Below are 22,608 nucleotides of genomic sequence, written 5' to 3'. Positions count from 1 at the left end.
TTCACTAAGCTGGTTTCCAAGTACCGTGGAAGCTGTGAGGAATAACGCCTGGTAATCCCAGTTTACAAACAGGTTCCTCGTCTAGCCTATCGGCATCGAATATCCAAACTTCACTACTATCGGAATTACCATCGTACACAACCGTAATTATCCATGCTTGTTGAGGATTTTCGCTATCTGTAACGTAGATTGGTTCTGAAGGATAGCGATTTTCGCCACAGTCAGCTATTGTCAGGGTTTCGGTTTTGTGGTCGAACCGGGCGATCGCCCCAAATATTTCTTTCCTATTATCTACTCCTTGCCGATGCAGCGTCACATAAGTTTCGCTCTTGCTTTGTCCCCGGTCTTGCAGTGGTACAATCGGGAATTCACAATGGCGATCCATGATTTCCCCAATTCCTTGTACCTTACCTGTTTTAGGGTCAAGATGCACTTCCCATAAAGTACTTACAGCAGGCGTATGAGTTTCACCTGTCGCCACTTGTCTTAAATACTCGTTGGTTTGGAAGTCTTGATAGCGGACGATATCAGCAATGATTAATCCAGTATCATCTATGTAACCGTTGCCAAAATGCCACTGGTACCAAGGTTCAGTTTCGCCGCGACTCACCAGAGATAGAGTTTCGCTGTCAAATACGAGAACCTGAGTACCCAATTGCGGTTTCCACTCAAAAGAATCACCGTAGCAGCTAAATCCAGTTAACACTGGTAGGACGTTTAACCGCAGCGGAGGAACGAAAAATACAAGATATTGCCCAGCGAAGACATAATCATGTATTAACGGGAAACCATCGAGTTGAAACGAGGTTTTTTGCAGAATTTTACCTGTGGAATCACTCTTGTAAATATTTAGTACCCCATTCAATCCAGGGGATATGCCAAAGTTAAAAATTTTACCTGTTTTGGGGTCAATTTTGGGATGGGCAGAATAAGGCAATCCATTATTCAACGCTCCTAAATCATCTTTCCCCAAAGTGTGGAGTGTTTGCAAGTCGAGGGCGTGGGGGTTGTCGCCTTCCCACAGTGCTAGTAATTTATCTGGTAATGCCAGCACTGAAGTATTGGCAACGTTCTTAAGTGGTTTCAACCATTGATTCCAAATTGGTCCCGGTGCAGTCATGCCATAATTGCCGTAAAGCAGCTGATCTGCTGCTCCTTCTTCTTGATAACCAGCAGTTTGCACGTAACGGTAGACTGCGGTTGCACCTGCATCCGTAAAATGTACAGCAAGAATCGCGCCATCTCCATCAAACCAGTGTCCCACGCTTATACCGCCGCGTTGTAACCTTCCAGGACCGTTACGGTAGAGTGTGCCGCGTAAGCCTTCAGGTATTTTGCCAGAGAGGATTTGCAGTTGGGTGCGAGGGAATTCTTTAGCGGGTTGGGCAAGGGCTTGTGCCCAGGCTTTTTTTGTTGACTTTTTTTCTATTGTATGCATCAAACGCTTATCACTGTGTCCAAGACCAAAGTAATACTTTGATTGTCGTTACAACTTTGTTACACTTCTTCTTCCAAAAGGCGCAGAGAAAAGTTGTGAGGAAGGTTTCCCCACAGAGCAAACTTTTCAAGACAGACAACACAGCTTGCGTTGAATCACTCTACAGAATATTTAGAAACTCTTCCACTGAAACTCCAGCTTGATTGAGAATACTCTTTAACGTGCCAATAGCCATCGTTTTACGATGGAGAGGCACAACACAACCAACTTCAATCACTTTTTGCTCTTCGCCTTTTGCCATAATTTGTTTCTTCAAAATCACATGACTTCCACGCTGTCGTACTTGAACAAAACCTAAGCGTTCTAGAACATAAAGGACTTCACAAGCTGGTACTCGTGGAAGCTTAGGCACAAATTGCCTCAAACGTCGTTAGCAACAGACGAGGTGCTGTTTCAGGAAGCGGGAACTCTTCTAAATAAAGTTCTGTTGCTTCTTTTAAATGGGCAATGGCTTCTTCTATTGTCTCTCCCTGGCTTGCAGTTCCCACCTCTGGACATTGTGCTACGTAAACATCTTCTTCCCAATACACGATCGCTGTCAAAGTTCGAGTTTTCTTGCCCTTAACTTGTTGTAATGAACTCATAGAGCGTTTATCTTTCCACTTCCTATTTTGACTTTAACTTCACCACAAGATTTCAATTGTCCGGAACTAACAACATCCGTTCTTCAATTGCTTGCCAGATTTTGGCTGATACCCGCACTGGTGCTTGTTTGCACTGAATTATGAACTAATTTGCATAGAGATACTTGTTAAGTACTGCACTTTCTTCCTGAGATAAATTGATCGTTTCTGGAGAAAGATTGAAAGCATTGAGCCAAATTTGTAAAAGGTTGTCAATCAATGTCTAAAATAGATCTCGATTCAAAACGATGGATAGCCCCACCATCCAAAAATTGCACACCAGTATATACAGATTCTCATTCCAGAGGCTGCCGCATTCCTAATACTTTCAGGATGCCATGACGTTCCTTATAGTTTTTTTCATATTTTTAAAATACAAAGAGAATTTGTTTGGTTTGCTTATTTAGATTTTTGTTAAACCGACCGAGAAGCAGACCTCAGCCTCCCCAGATACTCTGGAAAATGGGAACGGCTACACTACTGACTGCTGATGCTATGGCAACTGAGATTAAAGGTTCAGCACCTGTCATGATATTAATGAATTCATAAATCAAACCTTCATTATTATAATTTTAACTCTTAAATGAATACCACTCTTATAGTAGTTTACATTTCGGTGCAATACGGTTTTCACCCGACCCCTAATCCCTAAGCGCAAGGAGGAGGCGAAAATAGCTCCCCCTCTGGTGCTTGTGGAAAGGGGGTTAGGGGAGTGAGGTTCTTATACCACCGCTGTCGCCTTCAATTGCAAAATCTTCTCAATCACATCTTCCACCACCTTATCTGGCGTAGATGCACCAGAGGTAATTCCAACGACAATTTCCCCATCTGGTAACCAGTTTTCTGTAATTTTCAAATTGCCGCTTAATTCCCGATGTTCTATACAATTTCCTGACAGAATGCGCACTTCACTATCGATATGATAAGAAGGGATTTCTCGCTCGACTGCAATCTGTTGCAATTGTGTCGTATTCGATGAATTAAACCCACCAATAACTATCATCAAATCTAGCTTTTGTTCGACTAACCCCAACATTGCATCTTGCCGTTCTTGGGTGGCATCACAAATCGTATTAAAGCTTTGGAAATGCTGATTCAACTCACTAGGATCATACTTTTTCATCATTGTCCGCTCAAACAGTTTACCAATTTGCTCGGTCTCACTTTTAAGCATTGTGGTTTGGTTCGCAATGCCAACCCGTTCTAAATCTTTATCAGGGTCAAATCCAGCGGAACAAGCTTTACTAAATTTTGCTAAGAATTCGTCTCGGTTTCCTCCATTCAAAATGTAGTTAACAACATATTCTGCTTGCTCCATATTGAGCACAATCAGATATTTTCCTGCGAAGGAACTTGTAGCGACAGTTTCTTCGTGCTTATATTTGCCGTGAATAATTGATGTGTAATCGACTTTTTTGTGTTTTTCAACAGTATTCCAAACCTTAGAAACCCAAGGGCAAGTTGTGTCAACAATTTTGCAACCTTTCTCGTTCAGCAACTGCATTTCTTGAACACTTGCCCCAAAAGCTGGTAGAATAACGACATCCCCAGGCTCGACAACAGAAAAGTCTTTTTTACCTGCTTCAACCGGGATAAATCCTACTTCCATCTCCACCATCCGCTGATTGACAGAAGGATTGTGAATAATCTCATTCGTCATCCAAATGCGCTCAGTGGGGAAGTGCTTGCGGGTTTCATAAGCCATCGCCACAGCACGTTCTACACCCCAACAAAAGCCAAAGGCTTCTGCTAACCGGATAGTAACATCTCCTTTTTGCAGAGTGTAGTTGTTATTGCGAATTTCCTGAATTAAATTGCTTTGATATTCAGATTGCAACTGAGTCGCGACTTCTGCTTGGTGACCAAATCCTTTACGATGATAATTTTCTGAATGTTGGAGCGAACGTTTAAAAGCTTTGGTATCCATTGTTTTTTCTCTTAAATTGCCACTTATCATTTTCTCGCGCAAAGACGCTAAGACGCTAAGAATTTCTTTGCCGCTTTGCGCAAAATTATTTTTTCTGTGCTTCGAGTTCAATTTGGCTATATAATTGCAAGGCAGAACTCCAAACTAAATAACCTTGTGAATTGAGATGTAACCCATCTGTACTCAGTTCGAGGCGGAGGTTAGTTTGGTTGTCAGCAAATAATGGATGCAAATTCAAATATTTCACGCCTTCTTTTTGAGCGATAGCTTGGAGCTGCTGGTTCAAGAAGCGAATGCGACCATTGGAAATCGCCAAAAGTTTTTCTCGCTTTTCCCAAGTTGTCTGTTCTCCTCCATGCGGTAAAATGGACTGCACAACGATTTGCGTCTGCGGATGAGCTTTTTTGAGATAACGTATAATTTGCAACTGATTGTTTAAAATTATCTTATCGCTTACGCCCCGGATTAGGTCATTAATCCCAATCATCACAAAAATTGTTTCTGGTTGGGTGGAGTTGAATAGTTCTAATCTTTTTAATAATCCTGTACTCGTTTCCCCAGAGATTCCTTGATTTAACCAATTTTTGTTTTGGGGTAATAACTCAGAAGGAAACCACAAACTCAAAGAATCTCCCAATAGTATGGTTAAATGCTGAGGACGCTTTTGGGCGGCTACTTTGGCTTCTTGTTTAAGGATGTCTATCCATTGCTGATAATTCAGTTTGTGACGCCGACCTAAGTTAGGTGTGACAGCTTGGGGTTGAGTGTCTCGATTGACTTGTGTGGGGGAAGTGATTGTTCCCAAAAAAGTAGTCGCTCTCTGCTGTCGATAAATGAGCAGGGCGACCGTCAACATGAGAACAATGTTGGTGAGTACAGAGAAAAATGCCCAGGTTGGAAAGGTTTTTGCAGGAGTAGACACGAGTAGCAAGACTTACCAAATCTTTGACTCAGATTTTAGACGCATACGCGAATAAATCCTACTGCTTGCTGCTGAAATTAATGCGGTCTGTGAACTCCTCGTTGTAACCTTCTTCACCGTGTTCGTTGATATCCAAGCCTTGTAATTCCGCCTCTTCCTTAACCCGCAGACCAACTGTGGCATCTACAATTTTCAGAATGATGAAGGTACCCACGCCACCAATGATATAGGCAACAACAGTTGCTAAGATTTGTGGAATCAATTGACCGGGATTGCCATACAACAAGCCATTTTTCCCTGCTGAGTTGACTGTAGTGGTAGCAAAGATGCCTGTGAGAATTGCTCCCACTGTACCGCCTACGCCATGAACGGGATATGTATCTAGGGCATCATCAATTTGCAGTTTGTGCTTGAAGGTAATAGCATAAAAGCAAACAAAAGCGGTAATGCTACCAATCAAGATTGCTGCTACTGGTGTGACAAATCCTGCGGCTGGAGTGATGCCTACCAAGCCTGCAACTGCTCCTGTCGCTGCTCCGACTGCTGTTGGTTTACCACTTAAGAAGGCAGAAGTACGAAGGCAGAAGGCAGAAGGCGTCCCCACGAATGAATTCGGGGGATTTAATAAAGTTGCTACGCGTTTATTTTTCTCCATAAATAAATTCAGGGGCTTTAAACCTTATGGCAGAGAACAGAGGACTTATTTTTGTATCAAAGCTTACCTTCTTTCCTTCTGCCCTCTGCCCTCTGCCCTCTGCCTTTCTTCGGTAAGACTTTTTCCAAAATCAGCCAGGTTAAAGCCCCCGCCGCCGCACTTGTATTCGTGGCAACAAAAGCGGCTGTTGCCAAGGGACCAGAAGCCAAAGCACTACCAGCGTTAAAGCCGAACCAGCCAAACCACAGCAAGCCTGCTCCCAGCAAAATAAAAGGAACGTTGTGAGGAGGGCTGAGGCGCTCAGGATAGGTTTTGCGAGGTTTGAGGACGATCGCCGCAACCAAGGCAGAAGCCCCAGAACTGATGTGGACGACTGTACCGCCAGCAAAGTCGAGGGCACCCCAGCCGCCGTACAAGCCCAACAATCCACCTTTAGCCCAAACCATGTGTGCCAGAGGGCTGTAAATAAATGTTGACCAGAGCAGCACAAACAAAGAGTATGCTGTGAAGTTCATCCGCTCTGCGATCGCCCCTGAAATCAGTGCTGGGGTGATAATGGCAAACATGGCTTGGTAAATCATGAATGCCTGATGCGGAATCGTCGGAGCGTAGGAAAGCACCTCAGCGGGGTTTGACCCTTTGAGATAATCGGTTAGCTCGTATCCCACACGATTTAAACCAAACCACTCCAACCCACCGATGATGGCGTTACCTGGAGCAAAGGCAAGGCTATAGCCCCAGAGAATCCAGGTAACTCCTACAATTGCCATCAGCACAAAGCTCATCATCAGAGTGTTGAGGATGTTGCGCGATCGCACAAATCCACCATAGAAAAACGCCAGTCCGGGCGTCATCAGCAGCACCAAGGCTGCTGAAATCAACATAAATGCTGTATCGGCAGCCGTTTGAGCATTAGAAATTGCTGCGTTGACATCAACGGGTGCAGCAAAGGCATTACCTATGAGCGGTCCACCCAAAAGCAGTAGAGCGCTAACCCCGATGATCAATACTTTTTTCAACACTTTTTTGTCCTTTTGCACTAACAGTTTTGTGTTAGGTAAATAGATTTGAGCATTGTGTGATACTGTGATTCCGTATGAAATATTACGAAAACTTGACTTTTGCGAAATTTTAATAAAAAAATCCGGCTAAATATACTTGTTAATTATTTAAAATTGTGTATTCTCATACTTTGACTTTCTGTTTTATTCAAGCAGTAGAAAATTTAAACCCACCCCCTATACAAAAGACAAAGAGGGTGGGTATATCGCTAATCAGCTAAAAAATCAAACAACCTAGAACTATAAAGCCTAGAAATTATAAAGTTGTCGGTAAATCTCCCCTGCGCGAAACTCCACCAGCGTGGCTAGCTGGATCGGAAAATCCACTTGCACCAGCCTCTTTGACAAATCCGCTGTATGCTTCCATACCGTGTTCGGCAATATCCAAGCCTTCAATCTCCTCTTCTCTAGTGACTCTGATACCTAAAGTCGCCTTAAGTGCTAACCAAAAGATGGTGCTGAGGAGAACGGTTATACCACCAACAGAGAGAACACCAAGCAACTGAGTAAAGAATTGACCTAAGCCACCACCTGCAAATAAACCCTTTGCAGGACCAAGACCATCAGTATACCAGGGGAATTGTGCTACACCAGGACCGACAGCAAACAGACCAACCGCTAGAGTTCCCCAAATACCACATACGAGGTGAACCGAGGTAGCTCCGACGGGGTCATCAATACGGAGTTTGTCAAAGAAAGTCACAGCGAAAACTACCACAATTCCGGCTACTAAACCAATGATAAAAGCACCGCCGAGAGTGACGTAAGCACAACCTGCTGTAACAGCAACCAAACCAGCCAAAATACCATTGATAATCATGGAAAGGTCTGGCTTACCCAGATATAACCAAGCTGTAGCTGTGGCAGCCAGTCCACCGACAGCACCTGCTAAGTTGGTGGTTAAGGCAATGTGACTAATGGCATTTGGATCAGCAGCCATAGTTGAACCGGGGTTGAAACCAAACCAACCCAACCACAGAATTAAACAGCCTAAGGTGGCAATGCTCATGTTGTGACCAGGCAAGGCAACCATTTGCCCGTCTTGATATCTTCCAATGCGTGGTCCCAGGAATGCTGCTCCCATTAAAGCTGCCCAGCCACCAACAGAGTGAACGACTGTAGAACCCGCAAAATCAAAGAAACCTCTGTCTGCTAGCCAACCACCACCCCAAACCCAGTGACCAGTGATGGGGTAAGCAATGCCTACAAGTAGCAGGCTAAAAATTAAGAAGTCAAGGAACTTAATCCGTTCGGCAACAGCTCCAGAAACAATTGTTGCTGCTGTTCCTGCAAAAGCCAACTGGAATAAAAACTTGGCAGCTAGTGGAACACCAGCCCAATTGAGAGCGCTGAAGACACCTTTGTAAGCATCCCCTGTTACAGGACTGTTATCTGCACCTTGCAGCAGAAACCCATTCAATCCAATAAAATCATTGCCATTGCCAAACATCAAGCCAAAACCGATCACCCAAAAGGCAACGGTGGCGAGAGCAAACACAATCAAGTTTTTAGCAAGAACGTTGACGGCATTTTTTTGGCGACAGAAGCCGGTTTCTAACATACCAAAACCAGCGTTCATGAAAATCACCAAAAAGGCGGCGATCGCTACCCAAAGAGTGTCAATTGCAACTTTGAGTTCTGCTGTGGTTGGTCCTGCTGGAGCAGGCGTTTGGGCAACTGCTGTATAACCCCACGCCAGCACAATCAGACAAGCTAGGGGGATGCAGGCTTGCCAGCTAGGAGACAACTGCTTAATGACTCCATTCAATCTCTTGACACTTGATATATATTGTGCATTGCTACCTAACAATTTTGCTGGTCGCTGCCTATTTTTTCTTCTCGATTTGTTTTTGTTTGGGATTTTTATCATCATGCGCTCAAGCATCCTGAATCAGAAAATATGTTGAGTATCAACAGCTAATACCCAAAGCTAAAAAAAGCTGTTTTTGATATTTGCCATTTAGGTTAGCTGTCTGTTTAAACTCACTGATTTTCATTACCAGTAAGTGGTTGTTTGAACAGGATATCAAATAACCTGTTCAGCAGTGGGTAATGCTACTTGTGTAGCTATTAAGAATATTCTTAAAAAACTATTATGTCGTTTCCAAAGTAGTCAAGTCTACTTCATTAACTCTTTAGGCATTATCTTTGACAAGATTAAATATCCAAATGAGTGAACTCATCATAACAAGATAGTCTTTAGATGACTAGTCATTCCTACAGAAGTCTTTGAAAACAGCATAATGGGTCTTTTTAGACAAAAATCAAAAGTTAACCACCAAACAGGACCAATTTTGTCTTGTTTTCTATTACGTTCTTATTTTTACCTTCACTTATTTGTTCCTACGTGCTGAATAGAAATGCTTTGTACTGAACCTTTCTGAGTCTTCAAGCGTATGACAAACCACCTATAAACATTGCTTCAAAAGCATAAAACATAAAAACAAGTCAATACAATGATGAAAATTGTGATACTAAAATTCTGTAGTTTTTAATACAGTTTTTTTGAAACTTTCAAATTCAGTACTCGCGTTACATTCTTGCTATCTTTCAACAGGAATATAGAACCGTCAAATGTAATTATTAAATTTTTATAAAAAATATTCCTAAGCTGTTATTTATGGATATCTTGATGTGAAGAACCCAGCTTTAAACATCAGATCACCCACTACTAATGCTCATGGCTATAGCAGGAAAAAGACTAGTATATTTTTATACAAACATATAAATATTTTTACTTATATTTTTATGGTGATTGCATCTGCCTTAAATATTGCTCGTAACCAACTTGTTCTAGTTTTGCTTGCTTTGCGATGACTGATTCCGACAAGTTTTGACGGTACTGCAGCACCTTCTCGAGTAATTCGCTTTGCTGGGTTGCAAGAATTTGTACTGCCAAAAGCCCAGCATTTTTAGCATTACCTATAGCAACAGTTGCCACTGGTATACCAGCAGGCATCTGTACTATGGAATACAATGAATCAACTCCTTGTAAGTGACGACTAGGAACAGGAACACCGATAACAGGAAGTGGGGTTAAAGATGCTACCATTCCTGGAAGATGAGCAGCGCCACCGGCACCAGCGATAATCACCTTAATGCCCCGTTCGTGAGCAGATTTGGCATATTCCACCATGCGTTCTGGAGTACGATGGGCGCTGATAATTGCTACCTGTGTGGCAACACCAAATTCTTCACAAACTGCGATCGCGCCTTGCATAGTCGGCAAATCCGAATCGCTGCCCATAATAATACCGACAAGGGGAGTCATAAGCAATTCAAAATTCAAAATTCAAAATTCAAAATTTAATTTAGGAGAAAGTCTAATCGAAGCAACCACAACAGGTAAAGAACTGAGAGTGGTGGAACCGTTCACTCATGTAGATAATCATCTCATTTAGAGGTATGTAGTGGCTGACATCCGCGCGATTTTTGATTTATCACTGCCTATAACGACGGCAGGCTGAGAACCCTTGACGGTGTGACCGACTCAGTCGGGCACACCCGTCATGCCGGCAAGGGATGAAAGCCGCCTACGTAGGCTTGAGCCTACCGTGCAGTTAACTGTATGGACAATTTACAGATTCTGACATACTCTAAAGATAGAGCGTGTTACAACACGAAACCATTGTAGGAAAGTCTTCCGCTTCCATGCCCAGCAAACCGATAACGACACTGGCTTCTGGGAAAAAGGCAAATAAACAGAATATTTAAATCCATCTGAGGGGGGACGCCTCTTGGATGTAAAACTAAAATGCTTGTTGAGACGGTCTGGCGGGGAGTAAGTCACGAGGCTGCTCTAGTTAAGAGTCTAAGAAACAGGAACAAAGGTGTAGCAGCACGGCTTGAGCCTGCTGTGGAACAGCTTTTAAGAATCTCCGTGGCGTAGCAAAGGAGAGTGCGTCAATGCCTCTAAAATCAGGTCAGATTGAACTATCTTCTTGCTGACGTGATGACCGAAGCAACACAAAGCCTGATTGGTAATCCTGTAGACATTATCAACGCTCGAGTACCCGGCAGCTTAGATTTGCAGATGCTCTCAATTAACCCACAGGGCATAGTTGAGCAAATCCTACCAATGTCTAAAGTCCTCAAGCGGGTTCCGCCAATTGACTTGCAAGTCTTAGATGTTGCTGGTGACTGGATTTCCCTGGGCGGTGTAGATTTGCAGATTAACGGCGCGTTAGGGTTGGCGTTTCCTGACTTATCAGCAGAAAATTCTCACCAATTGGTAAAGATTTGTGAATTTTTGTGGGATGTGGGAGTGGACGGTTTTTTACCTACCTTGGTGACAACTTCGGTAGATAATATTCAGCGATCGCTTGCTGTCATCTCTGATTTTATGAAGCTTACCTCCAACCGCTCTTTGTATGGGGAAGGTAGTGCCAAAATTTTAGGAGTGCATTTAGAAGGACCATTTTTGAATCCTCAAAAGCGTGGCGCACATCCAGCAGAGTACCTGCTCCCTCTTACTTTGGAGGAAGTCAAGCGGGTTTTGGGTAATTACGCCCATATTGTGAAAGTCATGACTTTAGCACCAGAGTTAGATCCAACTGGTGAAGTCATCACCTATTTGCGTTCTTTGGGTATTACTGTCAGTTTAGGACATTCGCAAGCCACAGCAACAGAAGCGGAACGTGCTTTTGAACAAGGTGCAACAATGGTGACTCATGCTTTTAATGCTATGCCACCATTACACCACCGTGAACCAGGATTGTTGGGGGCGGCAATTGTCCATCCTCATGTTATGTGTGGTTTTATTGCTGATGGTCAGCACGTTTCACCAACAATGCTACAAATTTTACTACGTGCCAGCAGTGACCCTTTTTCTCAACAAGAGCAACACGAGATATACAAACAAAAACTTTTCCTTGTCAGTGATGCGCTTGCACCTCTGGGATTGCCTGATGGGGTGTATCCTTGGGATAATCGGCAAATTGAAGTGAACAATGGAACGGCACGGCTCCCAGATGGAACTTTATCGGGGACGACTTTACCTTTATTGGTAGGTGTGCAAAATTTAGTGAAGTGGGGAATATGTGATGTAGAAAGGGCGATCGCACTTTCTACCATTGCACCACGAAGTGCGATTGCCGCCTCAGCAATTCTCTCTGGTACTGCTGCTAATCAATTACTGCGTTGGCATTTAGATGAGTATACACAAGAACTCTCATGGCAGCGGTTGTTGTCTTAATATTTCCCGTCAAGACGTACAACTAAGCAAAGATATTCTTAGTGGTTCGCACACATGGTACTTTGAAGCATTGGAATGGTTAGATATTGAGTTTCATGAACGCAGCCGACGATAAAACGATAGTTAAAGAATATTTCAATTCCACAGGCTTTGACCGTTGGAGACGTATCTACGGTGATGGCGAAGTCAACAAAGTCCAGCTAGATATTCGCAATGGACATCAACAAACAGTTGATAAGGTACTAGGCTGGCTCCAAGCCGATAACAATTTAGCAAGTCTATCTATCTGCGATGCTGGATGTGGTGTGGGTAGTCTCAGCATACCCCTTGCAGAAGCTGGAGCAAAGGTCTACGCCAGCGATATTTCGGAAAAAATGGTACAGGAAGCCAAAGAAAGAACCATTAGCATCTTGGGAAGCGAAAATCCCACATTTGCTGTGCAGGATTTAGAAACGTTAAGCGGTAGCTATCATACAGTGATTTGCTTGGACGTTCTCATCCACTATCCTCAGGAAAAAGCAGATGAGATGATTTCTCATTTGTGTTCTTTAGCACAGTCACGGCTGATTCTCAGTTTTGCACCGAAAACCTTTGCCCTAAGTTTGTTAAAGAAAATAGGGAGTTTCTTTCCAGGTGCGAGTAAAGCGACTCGCGCCTATCTGCACCGTGAAGCTGATGTGGTGAAAATTTTGGCAAGTAATGGCTTTACTGTGCAACGCCAGTCTATGACTCGCACGCGCTTCTATTTCTCTCGCCTATTGGAAGCAACACGCCAGTAAGCTGAAAATCGCGGCAAGATAAGCTCTATCTTCTGCTGCGATTTTAAAGCTTTTCTTCCATTTATTTATTAACAAAAGTATTTTATCTTACAGTTAGAGGAGCAATTGACTTGAAAGTTAAAAGTTATTGCAACTTGTATTGCTGCTGTTTTTACTAGTGAGTGGAAGCTTGAGGAAAGTGAGGTTAGAATCACAGACAAGGTTTTAATCACAAAGATAACAACTATGAAGACTGCTGAGAAATTGGCTGCGGGTTGGCTACTTACACTCGGATTCATGTTTTTGTCCCTCTCAGCTTCTGCAGTCATGCAGAAAAATGATATGCAGAAGGAAATTTCACCACGTTCGAGACCAGTTGCAGATTATCTAGATATTCCTGTTCAAGATTTTCGTAATGAACATGCAATCAGTGTACTTGATAATGCTGCGTTGAATGGTCTAATTTTTGGCGTTCCTACGTCAGTACTGGGAGTATGGCTAGCATTGGGAGCATACCGTGAAAGTCAGCAGGAGAGAAAGGCGATTAAGGCACAAGCGAAGGATCAGCTACAATCTACGTTTTATCAGATGATTCAAGAAAATAATGGGCGCATCACTCTTATCAGCTTTGCAATGCAGTCACAACTCCCACCAGCAACCGCCAGGCAATATCTAGATGAGCAAGCTAAATTATTCAATGCTAACTTTAAGGTAAGTGAAGAAGGGGGAATCTCTTACGATTTTTATATTTAAAGAGGAATTTGGCAGAAATTGAACCCCATGACGCAAATTTTTTTGAGCTTAGCAGCCATTCTAGGCGGTTTATCTGTAGCTGCAGGTGCTTTTGGCTCCCATGCTTTGCGGGAAAAAATTAGTGAGCGATCGCTAGAAATTTTTGACATCGGCGCTCGTTATCAGATGTATCATGCTCTAGCACTGCTCGTCGTCGCACTACTCCTCAGCCGTATCGAGTCACCTCCCTTGATTCTTTTAGCAAGTGGCTGGCTGTTCATCATTGGTATTACTATTTTCTCAGGGAGCTTGTATGCTTTGAGCTTGAGCGGTGTCAAGTCTTTAGGAGCGATCGCTCCAATCGGGGGAGCAGCGTTGATCGCAGGTTGGGGTGCTTTAGCTTTTGCCGCTTGGAGTTTCAAATAGTTAAAAATTATGAATTATGAATTATGAATTGTAAAAAGAATAATCATTCATAATTCATAATTCTGGGAAAGTGCAACAGTTATAGCGCAACTCAATTGAATGAAGTAATTATTTATCTGTGTCCCATGAGTGTCCATCTGTGGTTCATTATTTCTTTGGTGTACCTTATACCAATTCTCCAGGAAGCTCCACTTAATATTAGAAAACGTAGACGCGCAGCGGCGTGCCGCAGGCTACCGCCAAGACGCCAAGCACGCCAAGAGTGAAAGAGTAAGTATTAAGTGCTTTTTTTACAGAGAATAGGTATTACAAGGGTTGCAAACCGCTATAACAGTTATTTCAGGACAACGCGATCGCGTCCTTTCCGTTTTGCTTGAATAAGCGCTTTTTCAGCAGCATTGATCAGAGTCTCAGGCTCTGTTTCAGATTCTGGTATGATGCTAGCAACGCCCAAACTGACAGTTAAAACATTAGCTGGAAGACCACCCATACCAGGATACTCGCAGGAAATTTCCAATGCTTTGACTTGCTCGCGGATGTTTTCAGCGATAGATATAGCAGTCATCGCATCTGTTTTAGCGAGAATGGCAAATTCTTCACCACCATAACGAGCAACTAATACTGAAGTACGTTCATCGCTGGTACATACAGGACTCTTAACAGTGCTGACTTGTGAGAAGCTGCTATAATCCAGCAGACGCTTGACGCAGTTATCAATAACCTTAGCGATTTGCCGTAAACAATCATCTCCTGCTGTATTACCGTAGTTCTTGTTATAAATTTTGAAATAGTCAATGTCGCACAAAATGAGTGATAAGGGAGTGCGATCAAGAGCAGCTTTTTGCCACTCTATTTGCAAGTGAGTGTGAAAGTTGCGGCGACTAATCAGTTGAGTAAGTTCATCCAAACTAGAAAGAACGCGTAATTCCTGGTTTTCTTTTTCCAACTGATTCACACGAGAATTGTTCCCATCCTGCCTTGTTTTAAGCTGTCTAAAGTACAAACGATACAATTCATATGTCGGAGTACAGTACTCGCCTTGCAAGTTGACTAGCCCCATACTCTGTAATTTATATGCAACAACTGGCTCTAATTTCACAGGGCTTGTCGCAAAAATGACCTCAGCAAAAGCAGCTTCCAATTCTGGCTGCTCTCGCAGTGCTAGCATATACTGTCTTAAATACTCGTTGTAAATTCCTGTTTCTGTAGGTGCTTGTTGCAACAGTTGCTCCAAATCCCGTTGTAACCCACCCTTACCCATGAGAGAATACAAAGCCAGTCGAACTAAATAAGGATGTCCTCCAACCATTGCCATCAATCTCTCAACTTCGGAACCATTTGTCCAGTCCAGTCCGTGACGTTGTGCCAAATCTTGCACTTGTTCTTTTGTAAACGGTGGTAACTTCAGTGGTAATCCGATATGAAATGGAGATGGAGTCAGTCTGAGGACAAGAAAAATTTCCGTTGAGTAAGCCAACACAAGACGGAGTTTTTGCCAAATTTCTACACCTTTGGCTTGCTCGTACCAGAAGCGTAGCAATGATAGAAACTCGTCGGTAATTTCTGGATACTCAAATACCCAATCCATCTCGTTTAATACTAAGACAAGGGGATTTTTCAGAGAAGGCAATAAATACTCTTGAAAGTACAAAGAGCAGCTGACTTTACTGCCAATTTCCTCATTCCAATAATCATTGAGTTTTGGTTCTAGCCCTAACTCCCGGGTAATATTGGCACAGAACCAGCGCAAAAATTTATCGATGTTGGCAAATACTCCTTTGTCTGCTTGCTGAAAGTCCAAACTTACGGTGCTGTATTCAAGATTAGCTGCGTGAGCAAGAATGCGTAAGATCAGGGAACTCTTCCCCATCTTCTTAGGAGCTTTGATGCAAATAACACTCCCTGGTTGTGCTATTTCTGCGTAAGCAAGCTGTTCAATTGGTGGACGAGGAATGTAGAATTTAGAATCTAGGGATACTGGACCACAAGGAAATTCTAGGGATATGGCGATCGCTGTACGGTTGAATTCGCGAATTAACTGCTGTTGCGCTCTATTCAAACCCCGACGTTCCAATGTCTGACGGAAGTTGGATTTATTTATCGGTTCTTTCCAAACTTCACTTAGCAATTGCCATAAATGAGAAGCTACTTTTCTAACTCGTTCTTCTCCGTAGTGTGCTTCCGACGCTATGCTAGTATAAGTTTTGCCATCCCACGTAGAGCGCAGCACTATTTCCTGGAGTGGAGTTAAAGCGTTGGGAAGCGTTGCTTTTAGTAACAGTAGGACTTCTTCTATAGTCATTAGTCATTGCGTCCGACTTCTGTGTAAGAGTTCCTGAAATAATTTTTCTTTGCAAAATTTTAAGTGATTACAATAACCCCGATGTAGCTCCTCAGTAGAGAGGATAGTCTGTCTTGTTCAAAAAAGCTACAAAAAAGTATTGACATTTATTTGAAAATATGAAAATGATGCCTACTTCAGGTTACAGTTTTTTTAGAAATCTTATAACGTATGAGAATTTAGACTTTTTGTAGATTTATATACTGACTTGAAGACATTTTTACACAGTCAATCAACGAAATGTAGCCTATTTTTTCTTAATAAATGTGTTAATGACCAAAAGACTGGTTACATTCGTCCATATACGTTTCTCTAGATTCAATTCAAATTAGTGGTAAAGGTGATTGATTTCCGAGTTAATCACACAAAAGTTAAAAGAATGTTAACAAACCTGACACTTTCCATGTTTATACTGTCCTCAGGGTGCTAAGACAGCTTAAGAGCTACAGGATATCTTCCTCATCGTACAGCAGCTATGTATATCGAAGGACCAGCTACCAACGAATGGGAGTTACAACTCTCATCACAAAGCACCCAAAACATCCCAAAGCAAGAGCAACTGCAAACAGCTCAAGTCTTATTAGAAAAGTGTCAATGCTTGCAAGCAGATTGGCAAGAGGCGTTAGCAACCAGTGGTTTGGGGTTGTGGAATTGGAATTTGGTGAGTGACAACATTTATTACACCCCTCACTGGAAGCACATCCTGGGGTATGAAGCAGAAGAAATCGAAAACAATCACACATCTTTTAAGCGACTCGTACATCCACAAGACTTATCCAAACTTTGTGAGGTTGTGAACGACTATCTGCAAGGGCGTACACCAGTTTACGAAGTCGAATTTAGAATGTTGAGTAAATCCGGTGAGTGGAAGTGGATTTTAGACAGGGGAAAGGTTTTGCAGTGGGACGAATCTGGAAAGCCAGTGCAGATGGTGGGAACGCACCAGGATATTACTAAGGAAAAACGCTTAGAAGAAGCTTTACAGCAGCAACAAAAGCGGGAGCAACTGCTTAATGCTGTCCGCAAGCGCATCCATTCTTCTTCTGGGGTGGAACTCATACTCCAAACTGCTGTAGAAGAAGTGCAGCGGTTTTTGCAAACTGATCAAACAGTTATTTACCGCTTTGGGCCAGACGGAAGTGGTATGGTAGTTTTTGAGTCAGTCAAAGAGCCATACCCGGTTGATTCATTCGTTGAAGGTCAAAATAAAGCCAGTTTGGTTGTTCCCATTCTCTTAAAAGTACAAGAGGATGAGAACAAGCCATCCGTCTCAATCCAAAATCCACAATTAGCGCTTCTCAATTCCTGCTTAGGAGAGAGTCAAAATCATTTATGGGGACTACTCATAACTTATGACTGTTGCGGTTTGCGTCAATGGCAAGAATGGGAGATAGAGAGTGTTAAACAATTGAGTGTAGAAATTGCGATCGCGCTCAAACAATGCCAACTTTTTGAACAAATCCAAACAGAAATTGCTTCAAGGCTATTTGTTGAAGCGCAAGAAAAGAAAAAATCTCAACAGTTAGAAAATACGCAACAAGAACTCAAAAATACCCGAGAGCAGTTATTGCAGAATGACAAAATGGCTAATCTCGGTCAAGTTGTGGCAGAAGTCACTAACGAAATTTATCACCCCACTCACTTCATTCACGCCACCTTGTATTCTGCTAGCGATTACGCTGAAGAATTAATCCGGCTTTTAGAACTTTACCAATACTACTATCCCAATCCTGTACCAGTTATTACCTCACAGCTTCAACGCCTCGACCTCGATTTTATTAAAACAGACTTTTTGAAATTGTTGTGGTCAATGCGAGCAGGATCTGAGCGCATGAAAGAAATTGTTTTTGCCTTACAAAGTTTTTCAAATTTTGACGATGGTCAAATGAGAAAAGCTAATCTGCATCAAGGACTTAGCCATGTTTTGAGGATTTTGCAGCATCGCCTCAAAGAACAGCCAGATAGACCACAAATTGAGGTCATTAAAGAATTTGGGGAGTTGCCGTTAGTGGAGTGCTATCCTGATGAGCTAAATCAGGTGTTTATGAATATTTTAACTAATGCCATTGATGCCATAGAAGAAAGGTTGAAATACGATGACTCTTTCACTCCCAAAATTTGGGTTCATACAGAAGTTGTTCAAAGCCATCTATCATTAGTAAGAAAATATGATCAACAACCATTGAAACAACACAAAGTTGTGATTCGCATTTCTGATAACGGTAAAGGTATTCTCCCCCACATTCAAAGACATATCTTTGAACCTTTATTTACAACCAAACCAAAAAGCAAAGGTAAGGGACTGGGACTATCAATCAGCCAACAAATAATTGTCGAAAGACATCAGGGTAAGCTGCAGTGTTATTCTCAGTTAGGTAAAGGTACAGAGTTTGTGATCGAGATGAATATCAAAGCACTACACCGATATCATCAAACACGGTAGCTTTTAGGCGATCGCGTTAGCGCAAAGCACAGGCTACCGCCAAGAACCCAAGAACGACAAGGAACAGAGGAATATTTATTACGTGCAAATTTATAGAGAATTGGTATAAGGTGTAAAATGTAGGGTTGCAATACCTTGCAACCCTCTCAACCGAGATGTATAAGAGATACTTTATAAAGTAAACCTTAAATTGTAGGGTGCGTTAAAGCCGAAAGTACGGCACCGCCAAACAGTGGTGCGTTACGGCTCATTCCTACTCTCACAAGACGCTCAAATCCTTACATAGCCGCAGGACACCCTACTTAATATTTACTTTATAAATGACCTCTAAGCTAGATATGGACAAGCTTATCTATGACTTCGATTCCCCATAAAAGTCGCAAATTTCCAACTCAAGCAATAGGAGCCAAGATTTTCCACTGGATGAACATCATTAGTTTGTTTATTATGCTCACCAGTGGATTGCAAATTTACAACGCCAATCCTGTTTTTGGTGGACGAGCAGGTTTGCACATTCCCCCTATATTTACTTTAGGAGGTTGGCTCGCTGGGGGTAGACACTGGCATTTTGCTGCTATGTGGCTATTTTCGCTTAATCTTTTGTGGTATGGCATTTATATTTTACTCAGTCGGCGCTGGCAACATCGATTTGTAGGTGTCAATGACCTTAAAGCATTGCAAAAAAGTAAAAATTCAAAACGCCTCATTTATGCTTGGCACCGTATCGTCTATACAGCTATTATTCCAATTTTACTGCTGGCTATATTCACAGGTATAGGAATGTACAAACCTGCACAGTTTTCTTGGATTGTGGATATGTTTGGCAGTTGGCAAGCACTGCGAATCGTTCACTTTTCTTCGGTACCGATGGTTATTTTATTTGTCGTAGCTCACTTTTTGTTAGGACGTAACGCTGGAGGTGAGGAGTTAACTGAATCAATGTTTTGGTAAACGAACGGTAGAACAGGAGCGGGGGATTGGAAGGAGAATAACTAATGACTAATAAGTAGGTTTGTGGAATTAAAATTAACCATCGTAGTAGGATGGGAAGCGCGATAGCGTAACCCATGCTGCTCAAGGAATTGATGCCCTGCGGCTGCGCCTAACACATCCTACGTTTAATTATGTCCGCTTACTTAACTAGAATATGAATTTCATTCGTGTAAATCGTCCTCAATTATCACGCCGTCATTTTATAAAACTTTCTGGACTCTCTAGCATGAGTATTCTTCTTGGTGGATGTGGTACACCAATATTTGAAGATGTTGTGGGCAAACTTTCTGAACCACTCAATCAGAAGCTTGAAGCTTTCATACTTAACCCACAAAAACCCGTGCCAGAATTCTCTGCCAGTGAGATTGAACCAGAAGCTTTGCTAATTAATAGCTTCAGGAATACTCCAATTATTGACCCAGCAAAGTATCGTTTAATTATTGACGGTGAGGTCAATAATCCTGTGAGCTTAAGTTTAGCAGAAATTCAATCTTTGCCTTTAACATCCATGATTATTCGCCATGTTTGTGTGGAAGGTTGGGCGGCAATTGTACAATGGGGAGGCGTTCGTCTACGAGAAATTGTTGCTCTTGCCCAGCCTAAAGCAAATATCCGATATGCTTACTTTAAATCCGCTGATGGTTACTATTCAAGCTGGGATATTGCTTCAAGTTTGCATCCCCAAACTTTATTAGTTTATCAGAAAAACGGTGAACCTTTGCCAGTAGAAAATGGTGCGCCCTTGCGTTTAGCTTCTCCCGTTAAACTTGGATATAAGCAAAGTAAGTGGGTAACTCAAATTACCCTTGTAAGTCAATTGTCCCTTTTTAGAGGCTATTGGGAAGACCAAGGTTATGAATGGTTTGCAGGACTTTAAAAATTCGCTCATTCAAAATTCGCTCATTCAAAATTCAAAACAGCGTTTTCTGACCCAGGAGGCGAAGCCTCCAAACCCTCGTTACCAGGTTCAACCTGGTAACGAGATATTAGAGCCTCTGGCTCGTGTTGGGTGCAAGCTCTGAGCAAATAAGTAATTAACTACTTATGAAACACAGATAAATTCATACCTTAGTAGACTGGAAACCGCTATAAATATTTACAAATTATAATTTTTTTTATTTATTTGTTTATTGTTTTAGCAAATATTATGAACTTTTTTGATAAGTTAAATCAGGCAATTTCACAAAATCAAAGTTTACTATTTGTAGGGTTAGACCCTAATCCAGAAATGATACCCGCCCGCTACAAATCTCAAGATATCATTTCGGGCTTGTGGGATTGGTTACAATTTATGATTTCTGAAACAGCCGATAAAGTCTGTGCCTATAAACCTACACTTGGATTTTATGAAGCTTTAGGTGCTCCAGGTATAGAATTACTGCAACGAACTCTAGCAGCTATCCCCCCTCATATTCCGATTATTTTAGATGCCAAACATAGTGATTTAAACACAAGTACTATTTTTGCTCAGACTGTGTTTGCTCAATGGAATGTAGATGCTATAACTTTGAGTCCCTATATAGGACAAGACCATGTAGCCCCTTTTTTGGTTTACCCAGATAAGGCTGTTTTTATTTTGTGCTGTACTTCTAATCCTACTGCTGTCACTTTACAGCAATATCCTTCCATTGAATCACCCCTTTATTTGCAAGTTGTCAAGGAATCAAAAAATTGGGGAACTCCAGAACAACTGGGTTTAGAAGTGGGAACTACGAATCCTGATATTTTGGCTCGTATTCGTGCAGTTTCTCCCGAACGAATTATTATGGCTCGTAGCATCTGGGCAGAGGGTAACAACCTTTCCAAAATTTTAGCAGCTGGTCTGAATGCTAACGGTGATGGTCTGCTGATTCCTGTTCCTCAAGATATGTTGACACAGGAAGATTTGTCTGAGCAAGTTCAGTCTTTGCAAGCAGAAGTGAATCAAGCAAAAACTGAAATTATTTATGATGCTTCGAGTTGTTCTTTATGGTTACCTGATGTTTGTTTTTTAGACCAACACCCGCTACAAGATTTGATTCTGCAACTTTATGATATTAGTTGCATTATGTTTGGGAACTATGTGCAAGCATCAGGTGCCACATTTCCTTATTATGTCGATTTACGGAAAATCATTTCTAATCCGCAAGTTTTCAATCAAGTTCTTAATGCTTATGAGGATATTTTGAAAAGCTTAGAATTTGATAGAGTCGCAGGTATCCCCTACGGCTCTTTACCTACAGCAACTGGTTTAGCCTTACGTCTCAATTGTCCCATGATTTTCCCTCGTAAAGAAGTGAAAGCACATGGAACTCGAAGGTTAATTGAGGGTGAGTTTTCTCCTGGAGAGACGGTTGTGGTAGTTGATGATATTCTCATCAGTGGTAAAAGTGTAATGGAAGGAGCAGGAAAGTTAAAATCTGTGGGATTAAATGTTAATGACATCGTGGTTTTTATCGACCATGAACAAGGGGTAAAAAATCGGTTACAAGAAAATGGTTATCGGGGTCATTCTGTTTTAACGATGTCGGAAATCACAGAAACCCTGTATCAAGCCGGACGAATTAATGAAGAGCAATTTTCTGCTTTGAGTGAACAATCAAATGTGTAGTACGATGTTTTGCCTGTAGTAATCCGACAGTTCTGTCTTACTCCCCCTGTGTTGTTCTCCCTTGCGGTGGATGTTGGTGATACGCTCTTTCTATAGGGTCTAATGTAGTGTTGCCTACTATAGGAGGTTATACTCATGTATTTTTTCATGCAAGCAGCAGCGCAAGCAGCTAAAGAACCATACCAATTTCCTTGGGCTTTCACAGCTGTGTATGTGATTGGCTTTATTGCTGCTGTCACCATCGGCTCAATTGCTTGGTACAACTCTAAGCGCCCCGCAGGTTGGGAAGACAAAGAGCGTCCTGACTTTGTGCCTAAAGTTGATAAAGATCCAACTCCAGGGTTGGGTGAGCCGAAGTCCTAGATAGTACTGAGTTGTGAGTATTCAAGAGCCAGTATTATAACTTCTGATTTTTTTATTTTGATAACAAAAAATAAGTGACAGA

At 42.1% G+C, this 22,608-nt stretch carries 18 protein-coding genes and 1 pseudogene; 9 read left to right on the top strand and 10 right to left on the bottom strand.

Annotated features, from left to right (window positions below):
• Positions 1 to 4: 4 nt before the first annotated feature.
• The 9 genes and pseudogenes from ACM0OZ_RS13985 to purE all read right to left on the bottom strand — a co-directional run bounded on the left by ACM0OZ_RS13985 (position 5) and on the right by purE (position 9,957).
• Entirely contained in the window at positions 5 to 1,438 is a 1,434-nt protein-coding gene (locus tag ACM0OZ_RS13985; protein ID WP_414583418.1) for a carotenoid oxygenase family protein, read from the bottom strand.
• A gap of 160 nt (positions 1,439 to 1,598) precedes the next feature.
• Positions 1,599 to 1,850 carry a type II toxin-antitoxin system HicA family toxin gene (locus ACM0OZ_RS13980; RefSeq protein WP_073636020.1) on the bottom strand — a complete coding sequence of 84 codons (252 nt, stop codon included), beginning with the start codon at positions 1,848 to 1,850 and terminating at the stop codon, positions 1,599 to 1,601.
• The gene (locus tag ACM0OZ_RS13975; protein ID WP_073636019.1) at positions 1,843 to 2,082 is read right to left on the bottom strand and encodes a type II toxin-antitoxin system HicB family antitoxin; all 240 of its coding nucleotides are present in this window, start codon (positions 2,080 to 2,082) and stop codon (positions 1,843 to 1,845) included. The genes ACM0OZ_RS13980 and ACM0OZ_RS13975 overlap by 8 nt, the downstream gene beginning before the upstream one ends.
• A gap of 760 nt (positions 2,083 to 2,842) precedes the next feature.
• The gene (locus tag ACM0OZ_RS13970; RefSeq protein ID WP_414583417.1) at positions 2,843 to 4,048 is read right to left on the bottom strand and encodes a 4-hydroxy-3-methylbut-2-enyl diphosphate reductase; all 1,206 of its coding nucleotides are present in this window, start codon (positions 4,046 to 4,048) and stop codon (positions 2,843 to 2,845) included.
• A gap of 85 nt (positions 4,049 to 4,133) precedes the next feature.
• Positions 4,134 to 4,970: an SGNH/GDSL hydrolase family protein gene (locus ACM0OZ_RS13965; RefSeq protein ID WP_414583416.1), complete on the bottom strand. Its 837-nt coding sequence runs from the start codon at positions 4,968 to 4,970 to the stop codon at positions 4,134 to 4,136.
• A 58-nt stretch (positions 4,971 to 5,028) separates the two neighbouring features.
• Entirely contained in the window at positions 5,029 to 5,625 is a 597-nt protein-coding gene (locus ACM0OZ_RS13960) for an ammonium transporter (RefSeq protein ID WP_414583415.1), read from the bottom strand.
• A gap of 109 nt (positions 5,626 to 5,734) precedes the next feature.
• Positions 5,735 to 6,647: pseudogene (locus ACM0OZ_RS13955) on the bottom strand (ammonium transporter); the annotation flags it as partial.
• 295 nt (positions 6,648 to 6,942) lie between these two features.
• Positions 6,943 to 8,556, bottom strand: coding sequence for an ammonium transporter (locus ACM0OZ_RS13950; protein ID WP_414583446.1), 1,614 nt, complete (start codon positions 8,554 to 8,556; stop codon positions 6,943 to 6,945).
• Between the two features lie 876 nt (positions 8,557 to 9,432).
• Positions 9,433 to 9,957 (bottom strand): 5-(carboxyamino)imidazole ribonucleotide mutase, encoded by a 525-nt coding sequence (gene purE, locus ACM0OZ_RS13945; protein ID WP_414583414.1) that lies wholly within the window; start codon positions 9,955 to 9,957, stop codon positions 9,433 to 9,435.
• Between the two features lie 681 nt (positions 9,958 to 10,638).
• On the opposite strand from purE, the gene nagA reads away from it, so the two are divergent.
• The 4 genes from nagA to ACM0OZ_RS13925 all read left to right on the top strand — a co-directional run bounded on the left by nagA (position 10,639) and on the right by ACM0OZ_RS13925 (position 13,796).
• On the top strand, positions 10,639 to 11,880 hold the full coding sequence (gene nagA / locus ACM0OZ_RS13940; protein ID WP_414583413.1) for an N-acetylglucosamine-6-phosphate deacetylase: 1,242 nt from the start codon (positions 10,639 to 10,641) through the stop codon (positions 11,878 to 11,880).
• 95 nt (positions 11,881 to 11,975) lie between these two features.
• Positions 11,976 to 12,659, top strand: a complete 684-nt coding sequence (gene bchM, locus ACM0OZ_RS13935; RefSeq protein ID WP_414583412.1) for a magnesium protoporphyrin IX methyltransferase — start codon at positions 11,976 to 11,978, stop codon at positions 12,657 to 12,659.
• Positions 12,660 to 12,884: 225 nt separating this feature from the next.
• The gene (locus ACM0OZ_RS13930; RefSeq protein ID WP_414583411.1) at positions 12,885 to 13,391 is read left to right on the top strand and encodes a hypothetical protein; all 507 of its coding nucleotides are present in this window, start codon (positions 12,885 to 12,887) and stop codon (positions 13,389 to 13,391) included.
• 27 nt (positions 13,392 to 13,418) lie between these two features.
• Positions 13,419 to 13,796 carry a DUF423 domain-containing protein gene (locus ACM0OZ_RS13925; RefSeq protein ID WP_414583410.1) on the top strand — a complete coding sequence of 126 codons (378 nt, stop codon included), beginning with the start codon at positions 13,419 to 13,421 and terminating at the stop codon, positions 13,794 to 13,796.
• A 334-nt stretch (positions 13,797 to 14,130) separates the two neighbouring features.
• Here ACM0OZ_RS13925 and ACM0OZ_RS13920 read toward each other — a convergent pair whose 3' ends face one another.
• Complete coding sequence (locus ACM0OZ_RS13920; protein ID WP_414583409.1) at positions 14,131 to 16,098, bottom strand: AAA-like domain-containing protein; 1,968 nt, start codon at positions 16,096 to 16,098, stop codon at positions 14,131 to 14,133.
• Between the two features lie 514 nt (positions 16,099 to 16,612).
• Between ACM0OZ_RS13920 and ACM0OZ_RS13915 the strand changes: the two genes are divergently transcribed.
• The 5 genes from ACM0OZ_RS13915 to psb35 all read left to right on the top strand — a co-directional run bounded on the left by ACM0OZ_RS13915 (position 16,613) and on the right by psb35 (position 22,526).
• Complete coding sequence (locus ACM0OZ_RS13915; RefSeq protein WP_414583408.1) at positions 16,613 to 18,580, top strand: PAS domain-containing protein; 1,968 nt, start codon at positions 16,613 to 16,615, stop codon at positions 18,578 to 18,580.
• 354 nt (positions 18,581 to 18,934) lie between these two features.
• Complete coding sequence (locus tag ACM0OZ_RS13910) at positions 18,935 to 19,531, top strand: cytochrome b/b6 domain-containing protein (RefSeq protein WP_414583407.1); 597 nt, start codon at positions 18,935 to 18,937, stop codon at positions 19,529 to 19,531.
• A gap of 196 nt (positions 19,532 to 19,727) precedes the next feature.
• Positions 19,728 to 20,450: a molybdopterin-dependent oxidoreductase gene (locus tag ACM0OZ_RS13905; protein ID WP_414583406.1), complete on the top strand. Its 723-nt coding sequence runs from the start codon at positions 19,728 to 19,730 to the stop codon at positions 20,448 to 20,450.
• A 270-nt stretch (positions 20,451 to 20,720) separates the two neighbouring features.
• Complete coding sequence (locus ACM0OZ_RS13900) at positions 20,721 to 22,163, top strand: bifunctional orotidine-5'-phosphate decarboxylase/orotate phosphoribosyltransferase (RefSeq protein WP_414583405.1); 1,443 nt, start codon at positions 20,721 to 20,723, stop codon at positions 22,161 to 22,163.
• Positions 22,164 to 22,298: 135 nt separating this feature from the next.
• Positions 22,299 to 22,526 carry a photosystem II assembly protein Psb35 gene (gene psb35 / locus ACM0OZ_RS13895; RefSeq protein WP_414583404.1) on the top strand — a complete coding sequence of 76 codons (228 nt, stop codon included), beginning with the start codon at positions 22,299 to 22,301 and terminating at the stop codon, positions 22,524 to 22,526.
• Positions 22,527 to 22,608: the final 82 nt, after the last annotated feature.

It is taken from the genome of Scytonema sp. PCC 10023, from assembly GCF_963920835.1.
Lineage (GTDB): Bacteria > Cyanobacteriota > Cyanobacteriia > Cyanobacteriales > Nostocaceae > Kalymmatonema.
This window is presented reverse-complemented; position numbering and strand designations above follow the sequence as displayed.

Bases quoted from the DNA above. Each gene is read 5' to 3' on its own strand.
- ACM0OZ_RS13985 (WP_414583418.1), bottom strand. From the start codon at position 1,438: ATGCATACAATAGAAAAAAAGTCAACAAAAAAAGCCTGGGCACAAGCC.
- ACM0OZ_RS13975 (WP_073636019.1), bottom strand. From the start codon at position 2,082: ATGAGTTCATTACAACAAGTTAAGGGCAAGAAAACTCGAACTTTGACA.
- ACM0OZ_RS13970 (WP_414583417.1), bottom strand. From the start codon at position 4,048: ATGGATACCAAAGCTTTTAAACGTTCGCTCCAACATTCAGAAAATTAT.
- ACM0OZ_RS13960 (WP_414583415.1), bottom strand. From the start codon at position 5,625: ATGGAGAAAAATAAACGCGTAGCAACTTTATTAAATCCCCCGAATTCA.
- ACM0OZ_RS13950 (WP_414583446.1), bottom strand. From the start codon at position 8,556: ATGATAAAAATCCCAAACAAAAACAAATCGAGAAGAAAAAATAGGCAG.
- purE (WP_414583414.1), bottom strand. From the start codon at position 9,957: ATGACTCCCCTTGTCGGTATTATTATGGGCAGCGATTCGGATTTGCCG.
- nagA (WP_414583413.1), top strand. From the start codon at position 10,639: ATGACCGAAGCAACACAAAGCCTGATTGGTAATCCTGTAGACATTATC.
- bchM (WP_414583412.1), top strand. From the start codon at position 11,976: ATGAACGCAGCCGACGATAAAACGATAGTTAAAGAATATTTCAATTCC.
- ACM0OZ_RS13930 (WP_414583411.1), top strand. From the start codon at position 12,885: ATGAAGACTGCTGAGAAATTGGCTGCGGGTTGGCTACTTACACTCGGA.
- ACM0OZ_RS13925 (WP_414583410.1), top strand. From the start codon at position 13,419: ATGACGCAAATTTTTTTGAGCTTAGCAGCCATTCTAGGCGGTTTATCT.
- ACM0OZ_RS13920 (WP_414583409.1), bottom strand. From the start codon at position 16,098: ATGACTATAGAAGAAGTCCTACTGTTACTAAAAGCAACGCTTCCCAAC.
- ACM0OZ_RS13915 (WP_414583408.1), top strand. From the start codon at position 16,613: ATGTATATCGAAGGACCAGCTACCAACGAATGGGAGTTACAACTCTCA.
- ACM0OZ_RS13910 (WP_414583407.1), top strand. From the start codon at position 18,935: ATGACTTCGATTCCCCATAAAAGTCGCAAATTTCCAACTCAAGCAATA.
- ACM0OZ_RS13905 (WP_414583406.1), top strand. From the start codon at position 19,728: ATGAATTTCATTCGTGTAAATCGTCCTCAATTATCACGCCGTCATTTT.
- ACM0OZ_RS13900 (WP_414583405.1), top strand. From the start codon at position 20,721: ATGAACTTTTTTGATAAGTTAAATCAGGCAATTTCACAAAATCAAAGT.
- psb35 (WP_414583404.1), top strand. From the start codon at position 22,299: ATGTATTTTTTCATGCAAGCAGCAGCGCAAGCAGCTAAAGAACCATAC.